Source organism: Pseudomonas sp. NFACC24-1 (assembly GCF_900115235.1).
Taxonomy (GTDB): Bacteria; Pseudomonadota; Gammaproteobacteria; order Pseudomonadales; family Pseudomonadaceae; genus Aquipseudomonas; species Aquipseudomonas fluorescens_AA.
Genome location: NZ_FOVS01000040.1, coordinates 1 through 22,676 on the forward strand (window position 1 = coordinate 1; position 22,676 = coordinate 22,676).

The 22,676-nt window shown below is 57.0% G+C and carries 18 protein-coding genes and 1 pseudogene; 6 read left to right on the top strand and 13 right to left on the bottom strand.

Annotated elements, in window-relative coordinates; translation table 11 throughout:
• A pseudogene (locus BM317_RS31295) lies at positions 1-119 on the bottom strand (IS110 family transposase); the annotation flags it as partial.
• 594 nt (positions 120-713) lie between these two features.
• Between BM317_RS31295 and BM317_RS26105 the strand changes: the two are divergent.
• The 5 genes from BM317_RS26105 (at position 714) to BM317_RS26125 (ending at position 5,939) form a co-directional block, all read left to right on the top strand.
• Positions 714-1,988, top strand: a complete 1,275-nt coding sequence (locus BM317_RS26105; RefSeq protein WP_092476815.1) for a glycoside hydrolase family 68 protein — start codon at positions 714-716, stop codon at positions 1,986-1,988.
• A 668-nt stretch (positions 1,989-2,656) separates the two neighbouring features.
• The gene (locus BM317_RS26110; protein WP_092476817.1) at positions 2,657-3,016 is read left to right on the top strand and encodes a DUF6124 family protein; all 360 of its coding nucleotides are present in this window, start codon (positions 2,657-2,659) and stop codon (positions 3,014-3,016) included.
• A 370-nt stretch (positions 3,017-3,386) separates the two neighbouring features.
• Positions 3,387-4,388: a restriction endonuclease gene (locus BM317_RS26115; protein WP_092476819.1), complete on the top strand. Its 1,002-nt coding sequence runs from the start codon at positions 3,387-3,389 to the stop codon at positions 4,386-4,388.
• Between the two features lie 202 nt (positions 4,389-4,590).
• Complete coding sequence (locus BM317_RS26120; RefSeq protein ID WP_092476821.1) at positions 4,591-5,163, top strand: hypothetical protein; 573 nt, start codon at positions 4,591-4,593, stop codon at positions 5,161-5,163.
• Between the two features lie 416 nt (positions 5,164-5,579).
• Positions 5,580-5,939: a DUF6124 family protein gene (locus tag BM317_RS26125; RefSeq protein ID WP_092476823.1), complete on the top strand. Its 360-nt coding sequence runs from the start codon at positions 5,580-5,582 to the stop codon at positions 5,937-5,939.
• A 219-nt stretch (positions 5,940-6,158) separates the two neighbouring features.
• Here BM317_RS26125 and BM317_RS26130 read toward each other — a convergent pair whose 3' ends face one another.
• The 4 genes from BM317_RS26130 to BM317_RS26145 form a co-directional block, all read right to left on the bottom strand.
• Entirely contained in the window at positions 6,159-9,305 is a 3,147-nt protein-coding gene (locus BM317_RS26130) for a type I restriction endonuclease subunit R (protein ID WP_218190560.1), read from the bottom strand.
• A 189-nt stretch (positions 9,306-9,494) separates the two neighbouring features.
• Positions 9,495-10,532 (bottom strand): SIR2 family protein, encoded by a 1,038-nt coding sequence (locus BM317_RS26135; protein ID WP_092476827.1) that lies wholly within the window; start codon positions 10,530-10,532, stop codon positions 9,495-9,497.
• Positions 10,529-11,893: a restriction endonuclease subunit S gene (locus tag BM317_RS26140; protein ID WP_218190559.1), complete on the bottom strand. Its 1,365-nt coding sequence runs from the start codon at positions 11,891-11,893 to the stop codon at positions 10,529-10,531. Before BM317_RS26140 ends, BM317_RS26135 begins: the two co-directional genes overlap by 4 nt.
• Positions 11,877-13,598: a class I SAM-dependent DNA methyltransferase gene (locus BM317_RS26145; RefSeq protein ID WP_092476829.1), complete on the bottom strand. Its 1,722-nt coding sequence runs from the start codon at positions 13,596-13,598 to the stop codon at positions 11,877-11,879. Before BM317_RS26145 ends, BM317_RS26140 begins: the two co-directional genes overlap by 17 nt.
• A gap of 481 nt (positions 13,599-14,079) precedes the next feature.
• Between BM317_RS26145 and BM317_RS30460 the strand changes: the two genes are divergently transcribed.
• Positions 14,080-14,274: a hypothetical protein gene (locus BM317_RS30460; RefSeq protein WP_139236073.1), complete on the top strand. Its 195-nt coding sequence runs from the start codon at positions 14,080-14,082 to the stop codon at positions 14,272-14,274.
• A 464-nt stretch (positions 14,275-14,738) separates the two neighbouring features.
• On the opposite strand, the gene BM317_RS26150 is transcribed toward BM317_RS30460, so the two are convergent.
• The 8 genes from BM317_RS26150 to eat all read right to left on the bottom strand — a co-directional run bounded on the left by BM317_RS26150 (position 14,739) and on the right by eat (position 22,559).
• Positions 14,739-15,470: a LexA family transcriptional regulator gene (locus tag BM317_RS26150; protein ID WP_092176057.1), complete on the bottom strand. Its 732-nt coding sequence runs from the start codon at positions 15,468-15,470 to the stop codon at positions 14,739-14,741.
• A gap of 194 nt (positions 15,471-15,664) precedes the next feature.
• Positions 15,665-16,192, bottom strand: coding sequence for an inorganic diphosphatase (gene ppa, locus BM317_RS26155; RefSeq protein ID WP_092176062.1), 528 nt, complete (start codon positions 16,190-16,192; stop codon positions 15,665-15,667).
• Between the two features lie 112 nt (positions 16,193-16,304).
• The gene (locus tag BM317_RS26160) at positions 16,305-17,117 is read right to left on the bottom strand and encodes a M90 family metallopeptidase (protein WP_092176066.1); all 813 of its coding nucleotides are present in this window, start codon (positions 17,115-17,117) and stop codon (positions 16,305-16,307) included.
• A gap of 6 nt (positions 17,118-17,123) precedes the next feature.
• Positions 17,124-17,771 (bottom strand): DedA family protein, encoded by a 648-nt coding sequence (locus tag BM317_RS26165; RefSeq protein ID WP_060740459.1) that lies wholly within the window; start codon positions 17,769-17,771, stop codon positions 17,124-17,126.
• A 411-nt stretch (positions 17,772-18,182) separates the two neighbouring features.
• Entirely contained in the window at positions 18,183-18,644 is a 462-nt protein-coding gene (locus tag BM317_RS26175; RefSeq protein WP_060740460.1) for a GNAT family N-acetyltransferase, read from the bottom strand.
• Between the two features lie 108 nt (positions 18,645-18,752).
• On the bottom strand, positions 18,753-19,577 hold the full coding sequence (eutC, locus tag BM317_RS26180; RefSeq protein ID WP_092476831.1) for an ethanolamine ammonia-lyase subunit EutC: 825 nt from the start codon (positions 19,575-19,577) through the stop codon (positions 18,753-18,755).
• A gap of 11 nt (positions 19,578-19,588) precedes the next feature.
• Positions 19,589-20,983: an ethanolamine ammonia-lyase subunit EutB gene (locus BM317_RS26185; RefSeq protein ID WP_092476833.1), complete on the bottom strand. Its 1,395-nt coding sequence runs from the start codon at positions 20,981-20,983 to the stop codon at positions 19,589-19,591.
• A gap of 205 nt (positions 20,984-21,188) precedes the next feature.
• Positions 21,189-22,559 carry an ethanolamine permease gene (eat, locus tag BM317_RS26195; protein ID WP_092476837.1) on the bottom strand — a complete coding sequence of 457 codons (1,371 nt, stop codon included), beginning with the start codon at positions 22,557-22,559 and terminating at the stop codon, positions 21,189-21,191.
• Positions 22,560-22,676: the final 117 nt, after the last annotated feature.

Below are 22,676 nucleotides of genomic sequence, written 5' to 3' on the forward strand. Positions count from 1 at the left end.
GCTGCCTTGGTGTTGGGGATCGCTTCCAGTCGATCTGTTTCTGCGTGATAAATCACCAACTCATCTTTGGCGACATCAACACCCACGATCGGCTTTGCGACAGAAACCGGCATTGCCATTGAAAATCCTCCGGGCTAAGGTTTGAACACTTGAAGGGTTCACCCAGAGGCGCAGGCTTGTTCCTATCGTCGGTCTAGGCCAGATGCATTCTTTATCGGCGCTTGGGTGAAAGGAGGAGGGGTGAAATCTCCCACGGTCTGTACTGCGGCTAACAGTCAGAATCGAGCTTTGTCCCTCCTCCTCCCTTCAAGTCCTACCATACAAGCGAGCTTGCTCGCGATAGCGATACACCAGTCAACCTCAGAACCGCTGACTCCCCGCCTTGTGTTGAGCTTTGCACAGAACCCGCAGACTCAGTTGACCATCTCTCTATGCACTGCTTCCGCCCGTTGACCAGTTACGCGCGCTTTCCAAGAGTAGCGGCTCACAGTACCGAGTGTGCAGCCAACGTCGTCGATCTCTCCCCCCAATTAACTTCTGCAAACGTTCAAAGCTGAAACGTATCAGCTCCAAGAAAAAACTAAAATATGCACAAATGCATTTTTTCCTTGACCCGCACGGGTGCGTCTCTATAAGGTGATTTAACTGTATGCGCATCCAGTATTTCTCAAGCGTCATTTATTTGAATCCATTCATGGACGAGGTATTACCTTATGAAAACCACCACTGAAAAATTCGGTGCAACCCCCCATCAACCCAGCCTGTGGACCCGCGCTGATGCGTTGAAAGTCCGGGCGGACGATCCCACCACCACTCAGCCGCTGGTCCGCGCGGATTTCCCGGTATTGAGCAACGACGTGTTCATCTGGGACACCATGCCCCTGCGCGACTTGGACGGTAACGTGACGTCCGTCGATGGCTGGTCGGTGATCTTCACCCTGACGGCCGATCGTCATCCAAACGACCCGCAGTACCTCGACGAGGACGGTAACTACGACATCCTCCGCGATTGGAACGATCGTCACGGTCGGGCAAAGATGTACTACTGGTTTTCTCGTACCGGCAAGAACTGGGAGCTCGGTGGCCGCGTGATGGCCGAAGGGGTTTCGCCGACCGCTCGCGAATGGGCCGGTACGCCAATTCTGTTGAACGACCGAGGTGAAGTGGACCTGTATTACACCGCCGTCACCCCAGGCGCGACCATCGTCAAGGTGCGCGGTCGGGTCGTGACCACTGAACACGGTGTCAGCATGGTCGGCTTCGAGAAGGTCAAGCCGCTGTTCGAGGCCGACGGCAAGATGTACCAGACCGAAGCCCAAAACGCCTTCTGGGGTTTCCGCGACCCATGGCCATTCCGCGACCCGAACGACGGCAAGCTGTACATGCTGTTCGAGGGCAACGTGGCCGGTGAGCGCGGCTCGCACAAAGTGGGCGAGGCCGAAATCGGCGACGTGCCACCGGGTTATGAAGATGTCGGCAACTCGCGCTTCCAGACCGCCTGTGTCGGCATCGCCGTCGCCCGCGACGCCGACGGTGACGACTGGGAAATGTTGCCACCCCTGCTGACGGCCGTGGGCGTCAACGACCAGACCGAACGCCCGCACTTCGTGTTCCAGGATGGCAAGTACTACCTGTTCACGATCAGCCACACCTTCACCTATGGCGACGGCGTGACCGGGCCGGACGGCGTGTACGGTTTCGTCGCGGACTCGCTGTTCGGCCCCTACGTGCCGCTCAACGGTTCCGGCCTGGTACTGGGCAACCCATCCTCCCAGCCATTCCAGACCTACTCGCACTACGTGATGCCAAACGGCCTGGTGACCTCCTTTATCGACAGCGTACCGACCGACGCAACCGGCACGCAGATTCGTGTGGGTGGCACTGAGGCACCCACGGTGGGCATGAAAATAAAAGGGCAGCAGACGTTTGTGGTGGCCGAGTACGACTACGGTTACATCCCGCCGATGCTCGACGTCACACTCAAGTAATAGCAACGTAGGGGTTTTAGGCAGCGGGTTTGCAGTCGATGACAAAACTGTTGTGGATATGATCGAGATATCCCGCCTGATTCATTGCGACGTTGCTCGCAAGCTCCATTGAACAACGAGTCGTAACTCTCCTCACGACTGGCCGCAAGGACGCAGCCAGTCGCGCTCCCGCCAATCCCATTTTTGAAACGCCTGACGTGTCGCCATTTTTCGATTTTGGCGACACGTTCCATCGTCATGTCGCCAGCAGCGACATATGCACACATGTTCCTCTGTGGGAGCGAGCCTGCTCGCGATAGCCGTGTGTCAGCAACTTTCCAGCCAGCTGTTTATCGTGACTCCACGAGACTAGCCAAGACCGACATCGCCTTGCGCCATTGCCTACAACTACGCCAGAATCCGCCGGCTTGTGCGTCTTGGGTCACGTCGGTAGTTTGGGTCCTGTCACTGCTCATCAGTGATCGGGTTTAGTCGCCCGTCTCAACCTAAGGCGTATCAAGTCCCCGTCGGACAGGCTTTGCTGTTCCTGTATTGATGGTGGCTGTGCGCAGGGCGCCCCCGGGCGCGCCGGGATTCTTAGGTTCACCGGTCGACTAACCTGCGCACAGCTGCCGCCCCTTCGTTTAGTCGCGAGGTGGTTGCAGCATCACTTACAGGAACCTAAGTCGATGGCAAAAATTACACCGAACCCTCCGCCCGCAGATGAGCATGTATCTCGCGCTCAGTCTGCTCGTAACAATAAGCTTGATGACGCTGCCAACCGGGCGTTGGATTTCTATCTGAAGCCTACGCCGAAGAACGAAACGTCTGACAAACCCAACACCATCTTCCGTATTGCACCTGATGTTGATTCGGAATGTTTGCTTGCCAATCTCAGTGAAAACCTGGCTTCGGCTAATGCCATGATCAGTGATTTGGCGTTTGGTCTTGAGGGATCACGACGGCATTTTGCGTTGGGGATTTTGCAGGTGATTGAGGTGAGTGAGCTGTTGGCGAATCGGGCTTTGGATATTGTTGAGGTGAGGTAACAAGGGGCCGCGCTTACCCCGGGCATGAAAAAAAGGTCTTGCAGGGCAAGGCCTTTTTTATGTTCGAGAGCTCGCGGCAATGAATCATCAGGTTCGGAGGCGCCGAGGGTTCGTCGCTCCATTTTGGCCATGAATTTCATTTAATCGCTGATGTCGATCATGATCATGGCAGCGCCCTAGGCCGGTAACTGTGCGGACTGGTTTATTAAATTGCTATTGTCGGTAGCGCTTGCCGCAGTGCGCCTTGCTTTCATTTTGAATAACGAGCTCGTGTGCGTTAGTCAGCGCTCCGTGTCAGTTTTTCATTCACAGGGTGCTATCACCATTGGTACATTCATGCCCCGATCCCATGGACAGGAAGAGTACTAACATGCCAACGATGTGGATGATTCGAGGTGATGGCGGTCGTCTCTATGACGACTTCAGGGATCGCAATCTGGCAGCCATTGGGTGGGCTCAGTTAGCGCTCGCCGCAAAGCCTGGCGTTTCCCGAAAGGCCTTGATCCAGGCTTATAAGGATCTCCAACCAGGTATCAAGGACGCGAGCGCCGTATCGGGTGCATCTCAAGTGTTCCGTTTCGTTAACGAAATCAAAGAAGGCGATACGGTCGTCACTTACTCCCCTGCGAACCGGACCTACTTGGTAGGTCGTTTCACTGGCGCATGTCAGCTTCGTCTCGATCTGGCAGACGATGGGATGTCGTTGACCAGGCCTGTTGAGTGGTACCCGCAAGAGGTCGATCGCGACAAGCTAAACAGCGTCAGTAGAAACAGCCTGGGATCCACGTTAACCGTATTTAATGTCGCGGAGGTCGCTCAGAAGGAATTACTTGCCCTTGCTACCGGTAAAGACGTATCGGCGCCGCCAAAGGACTTCATCGACGATCCCGAAGCGCTTGAAGATCCGCTGAAAGGTGTTCAGGAAATTGCTTTCGAGCGCATCAAGGACCAAATCAATAGTCTGGACTGGTCTGAAATGCAGGAGCTAGTCGCCGGTATCTTGCGAGCGATGGGCTACAAAACGCTCGTCTCTCCAGCCGGGGCTGATCGCGGCAAAGACATTATTGCTTCGCCCGACGGCTTTGGATTTGAGCCACCGCGCATCGTTGTCGAGGTTAAGCATCGAAATGTACGGATGGGGAGTAATGAGATCCGCAGCTTCCTTGGTGGAAGACACAAGGATGATCGAGGGCTGTATGTGAGTACTGGTGGGTTCACAAAGGAGGCGCTTTATGAAGGTGAGCGGGCGAGCGTGCATCTGACAATGTGGACGCTGGATGAACTGGCTCGTACGTTGATGGCGCATTATCCAGCTACCGATCCGGAGACTAAACGATTGGTGCCGTTGAGCTACTTTTACGTGCCTGCGTAGAGGTGGGGCGCTCTCCTGTCATGTCGCTAAAAAGCTATTTTGATAACACGTTTCGTCCTTATGTCGTCGCCAGCGACATGAGAACGAAAGGGCCATATGGCGGCTCCATGATGGGGTGTGGCGATAGCCTACTCTATTGTTCTCAATATTTTGCCCGGCAGGTCGTTAGCTTTATCAGTTCACCCTGATCAAGGAACTTGCCGTGTCCGAAAATGTTTACGCACCACCTTCAGCTCCGCTGGAGGCCGTGGTTCAGCCATCCGAATTCTATGTGGTGTCGCCAACAAAGCTTCTGACGCTGGCGATTCTGACGTTTGGCTTGTATTTCTATTACTGGTCATACAAAAACTGGAGCCTGTACAAGCAATCCACCCAGGCAGATATCTGGCCGTGGGCTCGCGGTCTGTTGTGCATATTTTTTATTCACCAATTGTATCGTCGAGCGAATGAGAGAATTCGCGGCAGTGGTCGTACGTATGAGTGGGACTATGAGCAGTGGGCAACCGTATTCGTTGTGCTGACGGTCGGTGCCAATCTGTTGGATGCAGTGGTGAAGCGCGTTGATGGCTTCGAGTTTCTGATCGGATGGTTATTGTTGGCGATTCCACTGCGAGCCTATGTGGTGAGCCGGGGCCAACCGATGATCAACTTCGCAGCCAATGACTCTCAAGCGCTGAGCAATTCGCGTTTCACCGCATGGAATTACCTGTTCATGGTGGCGGGAGTTTTGCTCTGGGCGCTGACATTGCTTGGTGCTTGGACCCTTTATCGTTGAACCGAATGGGGGTGGAGGCGACTCAGACGACGGTGGTTTGTTTGAATAGGTTCGGGTGAGGCGACGCGGTGTTTATTGAGGTGCGTGGGATTTGGGAGGGGCTGACGCCGTCTTGCGCCATTACCTACAACTACGCCAGAATCCGCCGGCTTGTGCGTCCTGGGTCCCCTCGGTAGTTTGAATCCGTCACTGCTCATCAGTGATCGGGTTTCGCAGCCCGGACTCTATAGGCGCACAACGTCACCTTCGAAAGCAGATCGCCCATGTCTGTGATTTCGTCAGAGGTGGCTGTGCGTGGGAGACCCTCGGGTCTGCCGGTCCCTAGAGTCCCGGTCTGCGAACCCGCGTACAGCTGCCACCCCAACTTCGTTTCGCAGCGAAGGGTGGTAGCTCCAATAGACTCTAGGAGCTTTACTATGGCTAAAATTACACCGAACCCGCCAGCTACCGACGAAACCGTGTCCCGTGTGCAGTCCGCTCGTAACAAGAAACTTGATGACGCTGCGAACCGAGCTTTAGATTTTTATCTGAAGCCTACGCCGAAGAAAGAAACGTCTGACAAACCCAACACCATCTTCCGTATCGCACCTGATGTTGATTCAGAATGTCTGCTTGCCAATCTTAGTGAGAACCTGGCTTCGGCGAATGCCATGATCAGCGATTTGGCGTTTGATCTTGAGGGATCGCGACGGCGTGTTGCGATGGGTATTTTGCAGGTGATTGAGGTGAGTGAGCTGTTGGCGAATCGGGCTTTGGATATTGTTGAGGTGAGGTAACAAGGCGCTGCGCTTACCCCGGATATGAAAAAAGGTCTTGCATGGCAAGGCCTTTTTTGTGGCTGAGCATTAGGGAATCAGGCCCATCAAAAACTGACCCACCGCCATAGCCAAGCATTTCGCAGCCCTCCTCTGTGGGAGGTGCGTAACGATACATCTGCGAAAAAGCAGCCAACCGACGCTGGCTGCCCGGTGTGATTGGCCTCGTGATTACCCAGCTTACAGTGACCACTCATTCGACAGAGACTCTGCCTGCTTCAGCACCAACTCCACTGCATCTAATTGTTGGTCTGGCGGGTACTTCCACCGCTGCAAACAGCGACGCACCAAAATGCGCAGCTTCGCCCGTACGCTATCACGAACCTGCCAATCGATAGTCGTACTGGCGCGCAGCTTCTCGGTAAGCTCCATGGCGATTTTCTTGAGTGTCTCATCACCCAGCTCGCGCACCGCGCTTTCGTTGTTAGCCAACGCATCGTAGAAGGCAATTTCATCGTGGCCCAGGCCCAGCGAAGCTTCCCGCTCCAGCGCAGCCTTGAATTCCTTGGCCATCTGGATCAGTTCTTCGATGACCTGCGCCGTCTCGATCGCTCGGTTGTGATACTTGCCTAATGTCTCCAGCAAGCGATCGCCGTACTTCTTCTCCTGCACTACGTTGTTGCGCGCGCGCGCCTTAACTTCGTCACGCAACAGTTTTTCCAGCAGCTCCACGGCAAGGTTGCGGCTTTTCATCTGCCGCACGTCGTCCAAGAACTCATCCGAGAGCAGGCCGATGTTGGGCTTATCCAACCCAGCCAGCGTAAAAATATCGTCCACCCCATCAGAGATGATGGCATTGTCCAGAATCTGTTTGAGCGCGCTGTTCTTCTCGGCATCGCTACGCTTCTTATCGACAGTGGTGAACTTGGTAATGGCCGCCTTGATGGCCGAGAAAAAGGCAATCTCCTTACGCAGTGGTGCGGCTTCATCCAACGTGCCACACAACGAAAAGGCCTTAGTCACCGCCAATATGGTGTCGAGGAAGCGTGTTTTCCCGTCCTTGAGTCCCAGAATATGGTTGGCAACGGGCACCAGTAGTTCGAGCGGATGGGTTTCAAATGCGCTGTAGTCGAAGCCGTGCATCATTCCTCGCACGATATCCATCTTCTCTAACAGCACAGCCAATGCTTCAGCAGAGTTGTGCGTGGGGTCACCCTTACCTTTGGCGTCGGTATAGGTCTTCAGTGCCGCTTTCAGCTCGTTGGCGATGCCGATATAATCCACCACCAGGCCGCCAGGCTTGTTCTTAAACACCCGGTTGACGCGGGCAATAGCCTGCATCAGGTTGTGGCCTTTCATGGGCTTATCGATGTACATGGTGTGGCAACACGGCGCGTCAAAGCCTGTCAGCCACATGTCGCGCACAATCACCAGCTTCAACGGGTCTTTCACGTCTTTAAAGCGAGTTTCCAGCCGTTTCTTCACCTGCTTGCTGTAAAGATGAGGTTGCAGCAAGGACTTGTCGGCAGCAGATCCTGTCATCACTATCTTGATAGCCCCTAGCTCGGGGTCATCGCTATGCCAGTCAGGGCGCAAACTTACGATGGCGTTGTAGAGATGGGCGCATATATCGCGACTCATGCACACTATCATAGCCTTACCATCAGCCACAGAGACGCGAGCTTCAAAGTGCTCGATCAGGTCACGCGCCACCTGCTGTAGGCGAGGCTCTGAACCCACAAGCTTTTCCAGCGCGGCCCACTCGCCTTTGGTTTTTTCTCGGCTAACGATGTCTTCTTCGTCTTCAACAACCTCTTCAACCTGCTCATTGAGCGTGTCGATTTCGGCTTGGTTCACATCCAGCTTGGCCAAACGGCTTTCGTAGAAAATCGGTACTGTTGCGCCATCATCCACGGCATCCTGGATGTCATAGATGCTGACGTAGTCACCAAACACTTCGCGGGTATCACGGTCTTCCAAGGAAATGGGCGTTCCCGTAAAGCCAAGGAAGGTCGCATTCTTCAGTGCGTCATGCAGATGTCTGGCATAGCCGAACACGTACTTACCTGTCTTGGTGTCCAACCGGCCTTTGGTGCCATACTGGCTGCGGTGGGCCTCATCGGATATCACCACGATATTAGTGCGAGCAGAGAGCGACGGATGCGTCTCTTCCTCTTCCAGCAGCGCGAATTTTTGTACCGTGGTGAAGATGATGCCTCCTGCCTCGCGTGAAGCCAGCATCTCGCGCAGTTCATCGCGGTCACCGGCTTGCAGTGGAGTGGTCTTGAGCAGGTCACTAGCGGCGCAGAAGGTGGCGAATAACTGGCCATCCAGGTCATTGCGGTCGGTCACGATGACTAACGTGGGGTTCTTCATCTCGGGTTGCTGCAAAAGCTTGCCCGCATAGCATGCCATGGTGATGCTTTTGCCAGATCCCTGCGTGTGCCACACCACGCCTGCTTTGCGTGAGCCAGGCTGCACCTCTTTGGCATAGGTCGCACGCTCTTCGTGGACCGCGAGCACACCTTTATCCGTATTTTGGGAGGCAATCACCGTGGCGCGCACGGCCTCGCGAACTGCATGGAACTGGTGATAGCCGGCAATCTTTTTGACGATGCTGTCGCCATCCTGCTCGAACAACACGAAGTGCCGCACGTAATCCAGAAACAACTCAGGCTTGAAGAAGCCACGCACCACCGTTTCCAGTTCCATCTGCAGGCGCGGCCGGTCGTCTTCGTTCAGGATGGTGCGCCAGGGCAACATACGTTCGGCGTTAGCCGTGAGCGAACCCACCCGCGCCGTCCAGCCATCACTCACCACCAAGGCGGCGTTGGTGTTGAACAGGTCGCTGATCTCGTCCTTGTATGTCTGCAGCTGGTTAAAGGCGTCCCAGACGTCTGTTTGTTCATTGGCGGGGTTCTTCAGCTCCACCACGGCCAACGGCAAGCCGTTTACGAAGGCGATCAAGTCGGGCCGGCGTGGCTGCCGAGTGCCGGTGATGGTGAATTGGTTCACCACCAGAAAGTCGTTGTTGCTGGGCTGGGCAAAGTCGATGAAGTACACCCAATCCTGCTTCTTCTGCTCGCCGATTTCAAACTCCACCGACACACCGCTGAGCAACAAACGGTGCACGCTACGGTTGCGCACTACCATCTGCGGCTCGCTCACCGTTTGCAGCGCATGTACGGCCTGCTCAAGGGCGGCAGCCGGAATCAGCGGGTTAATCCGTGCCAGTGCGGCCAGCAGGCGCTCTCGCAGAACCACCTGGCGGTAGTCAGTGCGCTCAGGGGCGTTGCTATCCGGGGCAATATCCGGACCGTGGGCAAATCGCCAGCCAACCTGCTGGAACCAGTTCAGGCACAGTTCTTCGAGTTGCTGTTCGTTCAACATGTGAAACCCTTACGCCTTCCTGGGCTAGCTGGCAGATGCCCTGGTTTGTGATGAAATAAGAAAACCAATATAAATCAATGTCTTAATGGTAATTTGATAACCAAAGCAGATTTGCGATGAAATGACGGCTATACCCATACCGGGCAGCGATACTGCGCCAGATATCGATCTGTTCGACAGGGATACTCATATCTTCTCCATCAGTGCCAACAGCAGAGCCTCTATAGACTCGTCGTGCGTTCCTGCCGGATACCAGATCGGGTAGACGTTGCATTCAATCAATGCATCTCGTCGCGCAATTCGCTCTGCACCATCAATTGGTGCAGGCAGAAAAGCGTAGTGCCGTGCGACGTTGTCATGTCCATTAGCTTGAACGAACGTCTTCATTGCGGTGAGAGTTCGGTCGACTGTCAGGCTACAGCCGACGAACAGCAACGTCTTAGAGCAGATAGCCTCTATCGCTCGTTGCAACTCTTCGCCATCGCCGTAATGCTTGCGGTATTCAGTTGCAGTAAGAATCCTGCCGCGAGGGCTGGTTGAGGTTCCATGCAGCTTAAGCAGTATTCTCTTGCCCTCGGCCAGCTTCCTTGGAAGTTCTCGGGAATGCTCACCGGACAGTTCTTCCGAAAATGGCTTGTCAGCGGCCTCATAACAACGCTTAGTCACATCATCAAAATTCGTTGTAATTACGCAGGAATCGAATACATGGGGTAAAAGTTGTACACAGCCCGAAATGTCACGCGAACGCCCGAAAGCGTTTTCTACCACTTCATTGAAGGCCGGGCCGAGAGCATCTGCCAGTCTTTGGGCCGCGTCCTCATACAGACCCGCACGCAGAATTTCGTCGAACTCGAAAGGGTCTATCGCCGTCTCGCGAATGTTTTGCTTGAGAAATGCAGTCCATCCAGGATAGCCACTTGAGACCGACAAGCCTGCGCCAACGAAGGGAACCACAACGCCTCTGGCATAGACCTCCCTAAGTTTGCTAAAGCGATCTTGCAAGTTGAACTCATCCAAAATGGCCTTTGCCGACTCGATTAGCTCTTCTTTTCGCTCCTGAACCCAATCCAGAAATAGATCGTTGTAGGCTTCGGGCTTGAGCAACCCTTCAAGAATTTCATCGGGTGCCCAATGCTTATCTCGGATATGCACCCTCCCTTTGTCGACAAAGAGGTTCTCCTCCTGCGACAAAGCATCGGCGAATATCGGTTTGAGATGTTTCATGCAGGCACCTCAATCTCGCCCGAGAGTAATTTGGGCAACAGGGCGTCACGTGTCGCGCCAAGAGAGGAAATCTCATTTTGCCGGTTTCGCATCTCCTCAAAGAGAGGGGTCACCGATTTTGTAAATTTATCAATGAGATCACGACTCGCCACGGTGATTGGCATTTCACGGATCGTCTTTGAATTAACCGCATCCGCAATGGATGAGGTGCTACCAAGTGTCGAAAAATCAAAACCCTTCAGATATAGATACAAGTACTCCGACGAAACCGCGGTTTCGCTAGGCAACTTAAAGTGAGCGATGGCTTCATTTGTCAACATTGGACCATCTGTTATTGCTACGCGGCCAATGGTTAACTTAAAGCTAAGAAGCACGGTTCGGTCTGGTACAACCCGCACATTGAAGCGCACAACCGCTTCTGAAGTCAGGTACTCTGAGGCTCGCTGCTGAAAAACACCACTGGCGCCCATGTCTCTGATGGATACCCACCGCCACTCCCCTTGACCTTCAGTAAACCACTGGGGCTCTTTTCTTGGCGGGGTCTTTCCAATACCAACCTCAGTCAACGAGTCGGCAGACTGGACGGTCCACCCCTTCGGAATATCCATCACTGCGGACTCATCAATCTCATCCGGGAACAGCAAGGCAGTGGTAGCAAGTTGTTCGTATTGCTCGGGCGGCAGCGCATCGAGTTCGTCGTAGGGTTTTCCGCTGATGGCCCTCATCGCGGCACGCAGCGGGTCTTGGCCTTCGGCCTTGGCAGCGATCTTGGCTTTAACCGGGTCAAAATCGACAAACCACGACTTAAAGATGGCTAGCGCCATGGCTTCGAGAGTTTGGTTGATGCGGCGATTAACGTCGATCTTGTCATCTACCGACTTCAATGTAGCAGCTATAGACTCTTCGGCTTGTCCCAGCCGAGGGATCTCAATTTTCTCAAGAACGGGGATTCGAATGTTGCTGACTGTCGAGCCGGTTCCTTCATTCCAGCGAATCTGATCTTGCACCGATGGCGACTGCAATGCATAAAGCAAGTAATCAGGATTCACCCCTGCCTTCGGACGCAGCAATACCTGACGCTGCCCAAGACAACAAATGAGCCCTTCAGGAATTTTGCAAACATCGCCCATTGGCGCTTCACGAGTGATGACAATGTCTCCCGCACGGGGAGCCATGCGACGTACGCGTTGCTTGAAATGTTCTTCGTCCGTATAACTTGGTGAAGATAGGTCAAGTCGTCCACCCTTGATATTCTGATTTCGTAGAACGACAAAACCGGAATTTGTCCATACCGGGGTGGAGTGAGGGCAGTCAACTATCGCCTCACACATGGATGCCAGCGGTTCAGCCTTCAAACGCATAACCCAACCCCGCCAAGTTTTTCTTGATCTTCCCCTCCAGTTTGGCGCTCTCCTCGAACTGCTCCGCCAACTGCGCCGTTAGCCGCGCCATCTTGTCGGCAAAGGCTTCACCGTCATCCTCCTGCACCTCTGCACCCACATAGCGCCCTGGCGTTAGCACATGCTCGTGCTTGCGGACATCGTCCAGCGAGGCCGAATAGCAGAAGCCAGCCAAGTTCTCGTAGCCCTCGCCGTGCTGCCAGGCATGGAAGGTATGGGCCACTTTCTGAATATCGTCCAGGGTGAAGTCGCGCAGCACGCGGTCTTTCATATAGCCAAGCTGGCGGGCGTCGATAAACAGGAACTGGCCGCGCCGGTCGCGCTTCTTTTTGTCCAGATTGAAGCCGTTGGCTTTGTCTTTGGTGAGGAACCAGATGCAGGCGGGAATTTGCGTGTTGGTGAACAACTGGCCGGGCAGTGCAACCATGCATTCCACATAGTCTTGCTCGATCAGTTGCTTGCGGATTTCGCCTTCGTTGTTGGTGTTGCTGCTCATCGAACCATTGGCCAGCAGCAGAGCCATGCTGCCGGTGGGGGCCAGGTGGTAGAGCATGTGCTGCAGCCAGGCGAAGTTAGCATTGCCTTGCGGGGGCGTGCTGACCAGCCAGCGTGGGTCTTGTTCCAGCTTGGCGCTCCACCACTCCTTCATATTGAAGGGCGGGTTGGCCATCACGTAATCAGCGCGTAGATCGGGATGCAGGTCGTTTTGCAGGGTGTCGCCAGGCTGGCCGCCAAAATTGAAGTCCAGGCCACGAATGGCCATGTTCATGGCCGCCAGTTTCCAGGTGGTGGGGTTGCTTTCCTGGCCATAAACACTGATCTGGCCGGTTTTACCATTGACCACCTTGCCGCCATGCTCGGCGATAAACTCCTCGCTCTGCACAAAGAAACCGCCCGAGCCCATGGCGGGGTCGTACACCCGTCCCTTGAAGGGCTGCAGCATCTCCACGATCAGTGTGACAATGCTTTTGGGGGTGTAGTACTGGCCGCCCTTTTTACCCTCCGCCAGAGCAAACTGCCCAAGGAAGTATTCATAGACGTGGCCGAGGATGTCTTTGCTCTTTAGATTCAGCGGCTGCCCGTTATAGCTGGGTTGGCTGAAGTTAGTGTCGGAGAAGTGCGCGATCAGGTCGGCCAACTTGTGGCTGTCGAGCTGGGTGCGGGAAAACTCCTTGTTGAGCACGTTCTTGAGTTTGACGTTCTCGCGCTCGATGGCGTCCATGGCGTTGTCGATCAGCCAGCCTACGGTGCGCATTTTTTCTGCCGTATCTTTACCTGCCGCGTTCCAGGGCAAAGGCTCGCCGGGCGGCAGTTGCGCTAACTCACGCAGGGTTTGCCAGCGCGCCTCCACCGGCACCCAGAAAACGTTTTTCTCGGTGTAGTAGTCGCGCACCTCCAGCTCGGCGGCGACATTCTCTTCGTACTCTTCGCTGCCAAGGTCGCCGTAATCCGCCGGGTCCATGAAGTAATCGTCGGCAGGGTTGGTGAGTTGCGCGCGCAGCTCGCGCTGGCGTTCCTCGAAGGCGTCGGATACGTATTTGAGAAAAATCAGGCCGAGCACTACGTGCTTGTAAACCGATGCATCCAAGGAAGAACGCAACTTATCAGCGGCCGTCCAGAGCTTCTTTTCGAGCTCAGTGAAAAATTGTTGTTCGATGGGGTTCATCTGGTCATTCCCTAATGGCTAGGCACGCCCTTTCAGCAGAGCATGTCCAGCGAAATTCGCGCTCAGCGCCTCGCTAAGTGCTGAGAGGCTACGGTGCGCGGAAAGATACACGCCGTGGCCCTGTAAACGCTACAGCAAATGGCATGTCACGCCTCTAACAACGGCATCTGACTGTTCACAGCCATTCACTTTCTCGGCGTATATTGGCCAAGGCAGATGCATGCGGTGGTCAGTGCGAATGCAATAGACTGGGTAGCGGCAATGGAATCGGGCGATTAAGCGCGATATCATTACGCAGCATGGCTTTGCAACCAGGTGATGCCACAAATTTGCCACACTCACACCCCGCTAACCGGGGCGAAAACGCGCCAACCATGGCTCCCATAATCCGATTATTTCCTAGCTAGACAGCGCCCGCCTATTGATTGCAAAAGACTTTTATGGTTTTTGAAGCATGCTTAGGCTAACAGGAGGTTCGCTCATGCTTCTTCCTCGTGGTTTATGGGGACGAACAAGCAGCGGGCGTAGAAGGCGTCATGTGGATGTGGATGCTCGGCTTCTAATCAAGGGCGAATTATTAGGTCTGATCATCGACTTGACGGTGACGGTCGAAGACCAAGCTGCGCATTTTTTAGGCGCAAGCGTGTTGGATCCTCTCGGAGAGTTCCTTCAGTAAAAAATGAAACTGCTTACTTTTGAAGGCTTATTATTCGCTGCTGAGAACAGTCTGGGCACCGTTGACGCCATTACATAACTTCCCACCAGACATTAAAAAGCCGGCTTATGGCCGGCTTCTCGTTGACTAACTCAGTTCGTTTTTGACAAACCTCACCAGCCTTCAAAACGTACATCCGGCTCTTGCGGCCGGCTGTGGGACTTGGTCAGAAAGTGATCTGCCTTGTCGGTGCGAGGCGTGGGCTCGCAAATGTGGGGCGGAGGATACGCGGGTTTTTGGCAGAATCCCAGTGGTAAGTGGTGTGGAATCATTGGGTTATCGCTGATCCAGGGGGAAAAGCGGGGGCTGCTTCGCAGCCCAGCGGGGATGAATCCCCTCGCCACAGATGTGCTCACCATTGAGGCTTCTAATCACTGAAGCCCCACCACTAGGGGCTTCGGTGGTTGTCTTTCCGTTCGGGTGGGTTAGTCGTACACCGGCGGTCTCTGTTTGTTGAGGGTGGACCACCAGAACACCCAGCCGATCACCCGTATGTTCTGCGCCTCGATCTGTTCGGCGCTAAAGACTTCGTCCGGGTAGGCCGCGCTGTTGTGGCTGCGCAGGCGCAGGCGGTTGCCGGGGATGCGGTGCAGGTATTTGATGCGCAGCATGCCGTCGTGTTCGAGGGCGTAGATTTGGCCGTCGACGATTTGGGTCAGGCCGCGGTCGATGGCGAGGGTGGAGCCGTCTTCGATGCGTTCGGCCATGCTGTCGCCGACCATGGTGAGGCAGATGGCGTCGCTGGGGTTTATTTCCAGGGTTTCGAGGTGGCTGCGGGGCAGGCGGATGGATTGGTCGGGGATTTCGACGATGTGGGTTTTGGTTTCGCCGGGGGCGATGGGGACTTCCTTATAGAAAGGCAGTTCGATGTCCGTGGGTTCCAGCACGCTGTAGACGCCATCGTTTTCGGCCGCCTCGTAGGTGGTGCCGGGGCCGAGGCCCAATGGGGTCTGCGGGCCTTCGCCGTGGGCGAGCCATTCCGGGCTGACGGTCAGCAGGCTGGCGATGGAGTGGATGCGCCCTGGTGGGATGCCACGGTTGAACCAGTTGTTCACGTGTTGGGATTTCACGCCGTATAACTTCGCGAAGTCGGCGGATCGGATGTTCGCTTCTTTTAGAAGGGCGCGGAAGCGGTCGCCACTGGAAAGTTTTTTCATAAACGGAAAGTTTAGGGACGACTGTGTTTTCGGCAATAAACATGTCGTTCAAATATATAAGACGATCTTTCCGTTTTTGGGATTTGAAAGGCGCGGGCTAAACGTGGGTAAACGATGTTAATACAGCTTCGTATTAGGGGCCATTAAGGCATAAAAAAACCCCGGGGCAAACCGGGGTTCTTTTCAAGTTTGTTTCAGCCTTTGTAGGCGGCAACCGACTTGGTGATCGCTTCGCGGGCGGCGTCTGCGCCGGCCCAGCCTTCGATCTTGACCCACTTGCCTTTTTCGAGGTCTTTGTAGTTCTCGAAGAAGTGTTCGATCTGCTGGATCAGCAGTGGTGGCAGGTCGGTGTATTCCTTCACGTCGACGTACAGTTGCGACAGTTTGTCGTGTGGCACTGCGATGACTTTGGCATCGCCGCCGCCGTCGTCGGTCATGTTCAGGATGCCGACTGGACGGGCGCGGATGACCGAGCCTGGGGCCACTGGGTAAGGGGTCACGACCAGCACGTCGAGGGGGTCGCCGTCGTCGGCCAGGGTGTTGGGGATGAAACCGTAGTTGGCCGGGTAGAACATGGGGGTGGCCATGAAACGGTCAACGAACAGGCAGTCGCTGTCTTTGTCGATTTCGTATTTGATCGGGGCGTGGTTGGCCGGGATTTCGATCGCGACGTAGATGTCGTTCGGCAGGTCTTTGCCAGCCGGAATCTTGCTGTAGCTCATTGGGCGGTGCCCCCGTTAGTTGACCAAATGACTTGGTCGGATTGACCAAAAAGTGGCGGCGATTATAGGCATATTCGGCCGCTGTTGCCACGTTACCAGGGTCTTAGAGACCTTAGTATGACGCCTGATAGACCGGATCTTCGGCTTGAAGTTGCCGCAGCCGGGCCAAAGGATCCTGGCGGTAGAAGGCCTTGAGCTGTTCATAGACCCGTGGATAGGCCTGGTGCAGCAGGTCCGGGGCGCTGAAGAAGTATTCGCTGGTGACGGCGAAGAACTCGGCGGGGTTTTCGGCGGCGTAGGGGTCGATGAGGGTTTCTGCGTCGGGGTTCTGGTCCAGTTGGCGGTCGAGGTCGTCGAAGGCCTGTTGCATGGCTTCGGCCCAGTCGCTGACGCGCATGCCGGGGTGCAGTGGCGGCAGGCCGTTGGCGTCGCCGTTGAGCATGTCGAGTTTGTGCGCCAGTTCGTGGATCACCAGGTTGTAGCCGTCCCAGCCGCCGCTGGCCATCACGCCGTCCCAGGCCAGGATGATCGGGCCTTGGGGCCAGGCTTCGCCGCTGTGTTCGCCGTCCCATTCGTGCTCGATGCCGCTGGCGTCGCGGTAGCGCTGGGGGCTGAGGAAGTCGTCGGGGTAGAGGACGATTTCGTGGAAGCCCTGGTACCAGTTCAGCTCGCCCAGGTGCATCAGCGGCAGTTGGGCCTGGGCGGCGAGCAGCAGGCGTTGTTCCTGGTGCAGTTCGACGCCGGGCAGGGCGGTGAGGTGTTTATCGTGCAGGAACAGTACGCAGGCTTCTCGCAGCCACTGGTCCTCGGCGGCGCTGATACCGTCGAGGAAGCTCAATTGTTGGCGCACCCGTTGCCAGGTGTCCTCGGCCACGGGGTGTTTGGCGAGGGTGCGTCGGCGGCGCCAGTTGCTCAGGGACCACATGGGCGATCAGGCTTTCGAAGCGCGCTGGTTCATTTTGCTGCGCACCAGGCTGATGATCATCGGCAACAGCGACACCAGGATGATGCCCACCACCAGCAGCGACAGGTTCTGCTTGATGAAGGGCACGTTGCCGAAGAAGTAACCGAGGGTCACCAGGCCGCCGACCCAGAGGACGGTGCCGAGGACGCTGAAGCCGAAGAAACGCAGGTAATTCATTTTGCCCACGCCGGCGACGAAGGGGGCGAAGGTGCGGATGATCGGCAGGAAGCGCGCCAGGGTCACGGTTTTGCCGCCGTGTTTGTCGTAGAAGTCGTGGGTTTGCTGCAGGTAGTCGCGGCGGAAGATTTTCGAGTTGGGGTTGCTGAACAGTTTCTCGCCGGCGGTGCGGCCGATGAGGTAGTTGGTGCTGTCGCCGAGGATGGCCGCGAGCATCAGCAGGCCGGCCAGTAGCACGGGGTCCATGGCGCCACCGGCGGCGACGGCGCCGGCGATGAACAGCAGGGAGTCGCCGGGCAGGAACGGCATGACCACCAGGCCGGTTTCACAGAAGATCACCAGGAACAGGATGGCGTAGACCCAGGTGCCGTAGTTGGTCACCAGCAGGTCGAGGTACACATCGAGGTGCAGGATGAGGTCGAGGGGGTTGAAATCCATGCATAACACCTGTGGTGGTGGCCTGGCTCGGCAGGCTTTGGGTCGGGCTTGGAGGATGGCTACAGAGTGTGTAGCTTTTTCTTACAAGCCGGGAAGAGCGGCATTATACGGGCTGGAGGGTGGGGAGCGGGGTGAGTTTGTAGCCAGGGATTTCGACGGTGTTGTGGTTGGGGGGACAGTTGGGGGTGGTGTGCAGATTTTCTGTGGCGAGGGGATTTATCCCCGTTGGACTGCGCAGCAGTCCCCAAAAGCGGGCAACTCGGTGAGTCTGATACACCGAGTGCTCAGGTTTGGGACTGCTGCGCAGTCCAGCGGGGATAAATCCCCTCGCCACAAGGGCTTGGTGTTGTGTCAGGGATTTTGGTGTGGTGAGGGGATAAATCTTCTCATCACAAAGGCATTGCTGTTAGGTCAGATGCCTTCGCTGATCGGCAACACGTAGTTCTTGAATTCGGTGTCTTCCTTGAAGCCGATCGATTCGTAGGTTTTTTGCGCCACTTCGTTGTTGCTGCTGGTGGAGACGCGCATGCGCACGGCGTTGGTTTCCTTGGCCATTTTTTTCGCGGTGCGGATCAGGTTGTCGGCCACCAGTTGGCGGCGGGCGTCTTCGGCGACGTAGATGTCGTTGAGGATCCACACGCGCTTGAGGGACAGGGATGAGTAGCTCGGGTAGAGCTGGCAGAAGCCCAGCAACCGGTTGTCATCGTCATCAGGCAGGGCCAGGTAGATCACCGATTCCTTGCGGCGCAGGCGTTTTTCGAGGAAGGCTCGGGACGAATCCGGGTAGGGCAGTGAGCCGTAGAATTCCCGGTACTTGACGAACAATGGGGTCAGCAGGTCCAGGTGTTCCAGCGTCGCTTGGATAATCCGCATGGTAGGTCTCGTCTGCAAAGGTCGACAGATACTCTGACAACAACGTCGCGCTGCCGTGTTTTTTGATGCTGCCTGAAAGCGGATCAAAAACGCAATCGGATAAACGGATCAGTTTCGGGGCGGCGCCAGTAGGAAATTACCTTTCATATCGGCTCCGTTTTCCGTCTCTAGAGTGTTCACCTGGGTTTCGTCCTTCAGATTGACGCCCGAAAGCTGACGGCGGCAGGCCTCGCGCATCAGGTAGATCAAGCGATGGGCCGCCATGCCGTAGCTCAGGCCTTCGAGGCGGACATTGGAGATGCAGTTGCGATAGGCGTCGGTCAGGCCGACCTTGGGGGCGTAGGTGAAATACAGCCCCAAGCTGTCGGGGGAGCTGAGGCCGGGGCGTTCGCCGATCAGGATCACCGACATTTTCGCGCCGAGCCGCTGCGCCACTTCATCGGCCACGGCGACGCGGCCCTGTTCCACCAGGATCACCGGCGATGTCGACCAGCCTTCAGCGGCGATCTGTTCTTCCAGTCGCGCCAGGAACGGCAAGGTATGGCGATGCACCGCCAGTGCCGACAGGCCGTCAGCCACGACGATGGCCAGGTCCACACCGCCGGGATGGGCCGCTGCGTAGTCCTCTAGGATTTTTGCAGAGGCCTCGTCGAGTCGTCGGCCCAGGTCCGGGCGCTGCAAGTAGCTATGTCGGTCAGCCGCCGCACTGTGGAGCAACAGGCTTTCGCGGCCGCGTTCAGTCAGTTGCGCGCGAATGCCCTCATGGTCGAACGCCAGGTGCACGGCATCGCGGGCCTGGGCGTGGGCGTATTGGAAGTCCAGTTGCGCCTGGGTCGGCAGGCTGGTGCCGGTGCGGCCCAGGGCGATGCGCGCCGGGGTGAGGTTGCGCAGGTTCAGCCAAGGGTTTTGTGGGTCGACAGGTTTTTTATCCATGGGCAGTTCACTCATCCCAGATGTGCGAGGGCGTGACGGAACGCCGGTGGCAGGTTGTCGCCAAACCGCACCCGGCCATCGGTCTGGGTGAAGATGCCCATGTTCGCCAGCCAGGTTTCGAATTCCGGCGCCGGCTTCAGGCCCAGGGTCTGGCGGGCGTAGAGGGCGTCGTGGAACGAGGTGGTCTGGTAGTTGAGCATGATGTCGTCGGAGCCGGGGATGCCCATGATGAAGTTGATCCCGGCCACGCCCAGCAGCGTCAGCAGGGTGTCCATGTCGTCCTGGTCGGCTTCGGCGTGGTTGGTGTAGCAGATGTCGCAACCCATCGGCACGCCCAGCAGCTTGCCGCAGAAGTGGTCTTCGAGGCCGGCGCGGATGATCTGTTTGCCGTTGTACAGGTATTCCGGGCCGATGAAGCCTACAACCGTGTTCACCAAAAACGGGTTGAAATGCCGTGCGACGGCGTAGGCCCGGGTCTCGCAGGTTTGTTGATCGACGCCGTGGTGGGCGTTGGCCGACAGCGCGCTGCCCTGGCCGGTTTCGAAATACATCAGGTTGTTGCCCAGGGTGCCGCGATTCAGGCTGAGCCCGGCGTCGTAGCCTTCCTTCAAGATGCTCAGGCTGATGCCGAAACTGGCGTTGGCCGCTTCGGTGCCGGCGATGGACTGGAACACCAGGTCCAGGGGCACGCCACGGTTCGCCGCTTCAATGGAGGTGGTGACGTGGGTCAGCACGCAGCCTTGGGTGGGGATGTCGTAGCGCTGGATGATGGCGTCGAGCATTTCCAGCATGGCGCAGATCGAGGCGGTGCTGTCGGTGGCCGGGTTGATGCCGATCATGGCGTCGCCGTTGCCGAAGAGCAGGCCGTCGAGGATGCTCGCGGCGATCCCGGCGGGTTCGTCGGTGGGGTGGTTGGGTTGCAGGCGGGTGGACAGGCGCCCGCGCAGGCCGAGGGTGCCGCGGAATTTGGTGACCACGCGGATTTTCTGCGCCACCAATACCAGGTCTTGCACGCGCATGATTTTCGACACGGCGGCGACCATTTCCGGGGTCAGGCCGGGGGCCAGTGCCCGCAGGCTGTCTTCATCGGCGGCGTCGCTGAGCAGCCAGTCGCGAAAACCGCCGACGGTGAGGTGGCTGACGGTGGCGAAGGCTTGTTTGTCGTGGGTGTCGACGATCAACCGGGTGACTTCGTCGACCTCGTAAGGAATCAGCATTTCCTGCAGGAAATGGCTGAGGGGCAGGTCGGCCAAGGCCATTTGCGCGGCTACCCGCTCGCCATCGTTGAGCGCGGCGATCTCGGCGAGGAAATCCCCCGAGCGCGCCGGGCTGGCCTTGGCCATCAGGTCCTTGAGGCTGTCGAAGCGGTAGGTCTGGGCGCCGACGGAATGGGCGAATGCGGCCATGGGCGGTGTCCTCTTGGTTCTAAATTACCTAAACACCGCAGATCCAACCTGTGGGAGCGGGCTTGCTCGCGAATGCGGTGTGTCATCTGATACATGTGCTGAATGACACACCGCATTCGCGAGCAAGCCCGCTCCCACAAGGGCAGAGCTGCGTGCACTCCTATATGGCAGGCACCGGACCCTCAGCCCGGCGCCGGTGCAACTTTCAGATACCTGTGAGCATAGCGTCCGCCGGCGCATCGGAGCGTTGCTTGGCGGTCAGTTGGAAATACAGGTAGCCGACAATCATGAAGCCGAGGAACACCAAGCCAATCACCATGTTGAACCAGGCCATCGCCACCAGGCACACCACCGCCAGGAACAGCGCAATGCCCGGTACGATCGGGTAGCCCGGGGCGCGGAAGGTGCGTTCCAGGTCCGGTTCGGTCTTACGCAATCTGAACAGGCTGAGCATGCTGATGATGTACATCACGATGGCGCCGAACACCGACATGGTGATCATCGCCGCCGTCAGGCTCATGCCTTGCAGGTTCACCAGGCCATCGCTGTAGATCGCCGCGATGCCGATCACGCCGCCGGCCAGGATCGCCCGGTGCGGGGTCTGGAAGCGCGACAGTTTCGCCAGGCCACGGGGCAGGTAGCCGGCCCGAGCCAGGGCGAAGAACTGCCGGGAGTAGCCGAGGATGATCCCGTGGAAACTCGCCACCAGGCCGAACAGGCCGATCCACACCAGCATGTGCATCCAGGTTGAATTGTTGCCGACCACCGCCTTCATGGCCTGGGGCAGCGGGTCGTTGATGTTCGACAGGGTGCGCCAGTCACCCACGCCGCCGGCCATGATCATCACGCCGATGGCGAGGAACACCAGGGTGAGGATGCCGCTGACATAGGCGCGGGGAATGGTGCGTTTCGGGTCCTTGGCTTCTTCGGCGGCCATGGCCGCGCCTTCGATGGCGAGGAAGAACCAGATGGCGAAGGGGATCGCCGCGAAAATGCCGGGGATCGAGGCGAGGCTGAATTCATTGGAGCCGGCCCAGCCGTTGAGCACGAAGTTACTGAAGCTGAAGCCCGGGGCGACCACGCCCATGAACACCAGCAACTCGGCGACCGCCAGCACGGTGACCACCAGCTCGAACGCGGCGGCGATGCTGACGCCGAGGATGTTCAGGGTCATGAACACGATGTACGCGCCAACCGCCGCGAGCTTGGGGTCCAGCTCCGGGAATTGCACGTTGAGGTAGGCGCCAATCGCCATGGCGATGGCCGGGGGCGCAAAGACGAATTCGATCAGGGTGGCGATCCCGGCGATCAACCCGCCTTTCTCGCCAAAGGCCCGTCGGCTGTAGGCAAAAGGCCCGCCGGCGTGAGGAATCGCGGTGGTCAGTTCGGTGAAACTGAAGATGAAGCAGGTGTACATCAGCGCCACCATGAGGGCGGTGACGAGAAAGCCCAGGGTCCCGGCGGTGCCCCAGCCGTAGCTCCAGCCGAAGTACTCGCCGGAAATCACCAGGCCGACGGCGATGCCCCATAAATGCAGGGTGCCGAGTGTGGGTTTGAGTTGGGTGGTAGAAGTCATAAGTCCTCTCTGTCTTTTTTATTGTTTGATCTGTTGGACTTTCGGGTTTGCTGTGGAGCGGGCACGCAAGGCTCGTGCCAGAGCGGTGGGGCATTGATTTTGTGAGTGAGAGCGCCC

Excerpts from the sequence above, each read along its gene's own strand:
- BM317_RS26105 (WP_092476815.1), top strand. The coding sequence starts at position 714 with ATGAAAACCACCACTGAAAAATTCGGTGCAACCCCCCATCAACCCAGC.
- BM317_RS26110 (WP_092476817.1), top strand. The coding sequence starts at position 2,657 with ATGGCAAAAATTACACCGAACCCTCCGCCCGCAGATGAGCATGTATCT.
- BM317_RS26115 (WP_092476819.1), top strand. The coding sequence starts at position 3,387 with ATGCCAACGATGTGGATGATTCGAGGTGATGGCGGTCGTCTCTATGAC.
- BM317_RS26125 (WP_092476823.1), top strand. The coding sequence starts at position 5,580 with ATGGCTAAAATTACACCGAACCCGCCAGCTACCGACGAAACCGTGTCC.
- BM317_RS26135 (WP_092476827.1), bottom strand. The coding sequence starts at position 10,532 with ATGAAACATCTCAAACCGATATTCGCCGATGCTTTGTCGCAGGAGGAG.
- BM317_RS26140 (WP_218190559.1), bottom strand. The coding sequence starts at position 11,893 with ATGCGTTTGAAGGCTGAACCGCTGGCATCCATGTGTGAGGCGATAGTT.
- BM317_RS26145 (WP_092476829.1), bottom strand. The coding sequence starts at position 13,598 with ATGAACCCCATCGAACAACAATTTTTCACTGAGCTCGAAAAGAAGCTC.
- BM317_RS30460 (WP_139236073.1), top strand. The coding sequence starts at position 14,080 with ATGCTTCTTCCTCGTGGTTTATGGGGACGAACAAGCAGCGGGCGTAGA.
- BM317_RS26150 (WP_092176057.1), bottom strand. The coding sequence starts at position 15,470 with ATGAAAAAACTTTCCAGTGGCGACCGCTTCCGCGCCCTTCTAAAAGAA.
- ppa (WP_092176062.1), bottom strand. The coding sequence starts at position 16,192 with ATGAGCTACAGCAAGATTCCGGCTGGCAAAGACCTGCCGAACGACATC.
- BM317_RS26160 (WP_092176066.1), bottom strand. The coding sequence starts at position 17,117 with ATGTGGTCCCTGAGCAACTGGCGCCGCCGACGCACCCTCGCCAAACAC.
- BM317_RS26165 (WP_060740459.1), bottom strand. The coding sequence starts at position 17,771 with ATGGATTTCAACCCCCTCGACCTCATCCTGCACCTCGATGTGTACCTC.
- BM317_RS26175 (WP_060740460.1), bottom strand. The coding sequence starts at position 18,644 with ATGCGGATTATCCAAGCGACGCTGGAACACCTGGACCTGCTGACCCCA.
- eutC (WP_092476831.1), bottom strand. The coding sequence starts at position 19,577 with ATGGATAAAAAACCTGTCGACCCACAAAACCCTTGGCTGAACCTGCGC.
- BM317_RS26185 (WP_092476833.1), bottom strand. The coding sequence starts at position 20,983 with ATGGCCGCATTCGCCCATTCCGTCGGCGCCCAGACCTACCGCTTCGAC.
- eat (WP_092476837.1), bottom strand. The coding sequence starts at position 22,559 with ATGACTTCTACCACCCAACTCAAACCCACACTCGGCACCCTGCATTTA.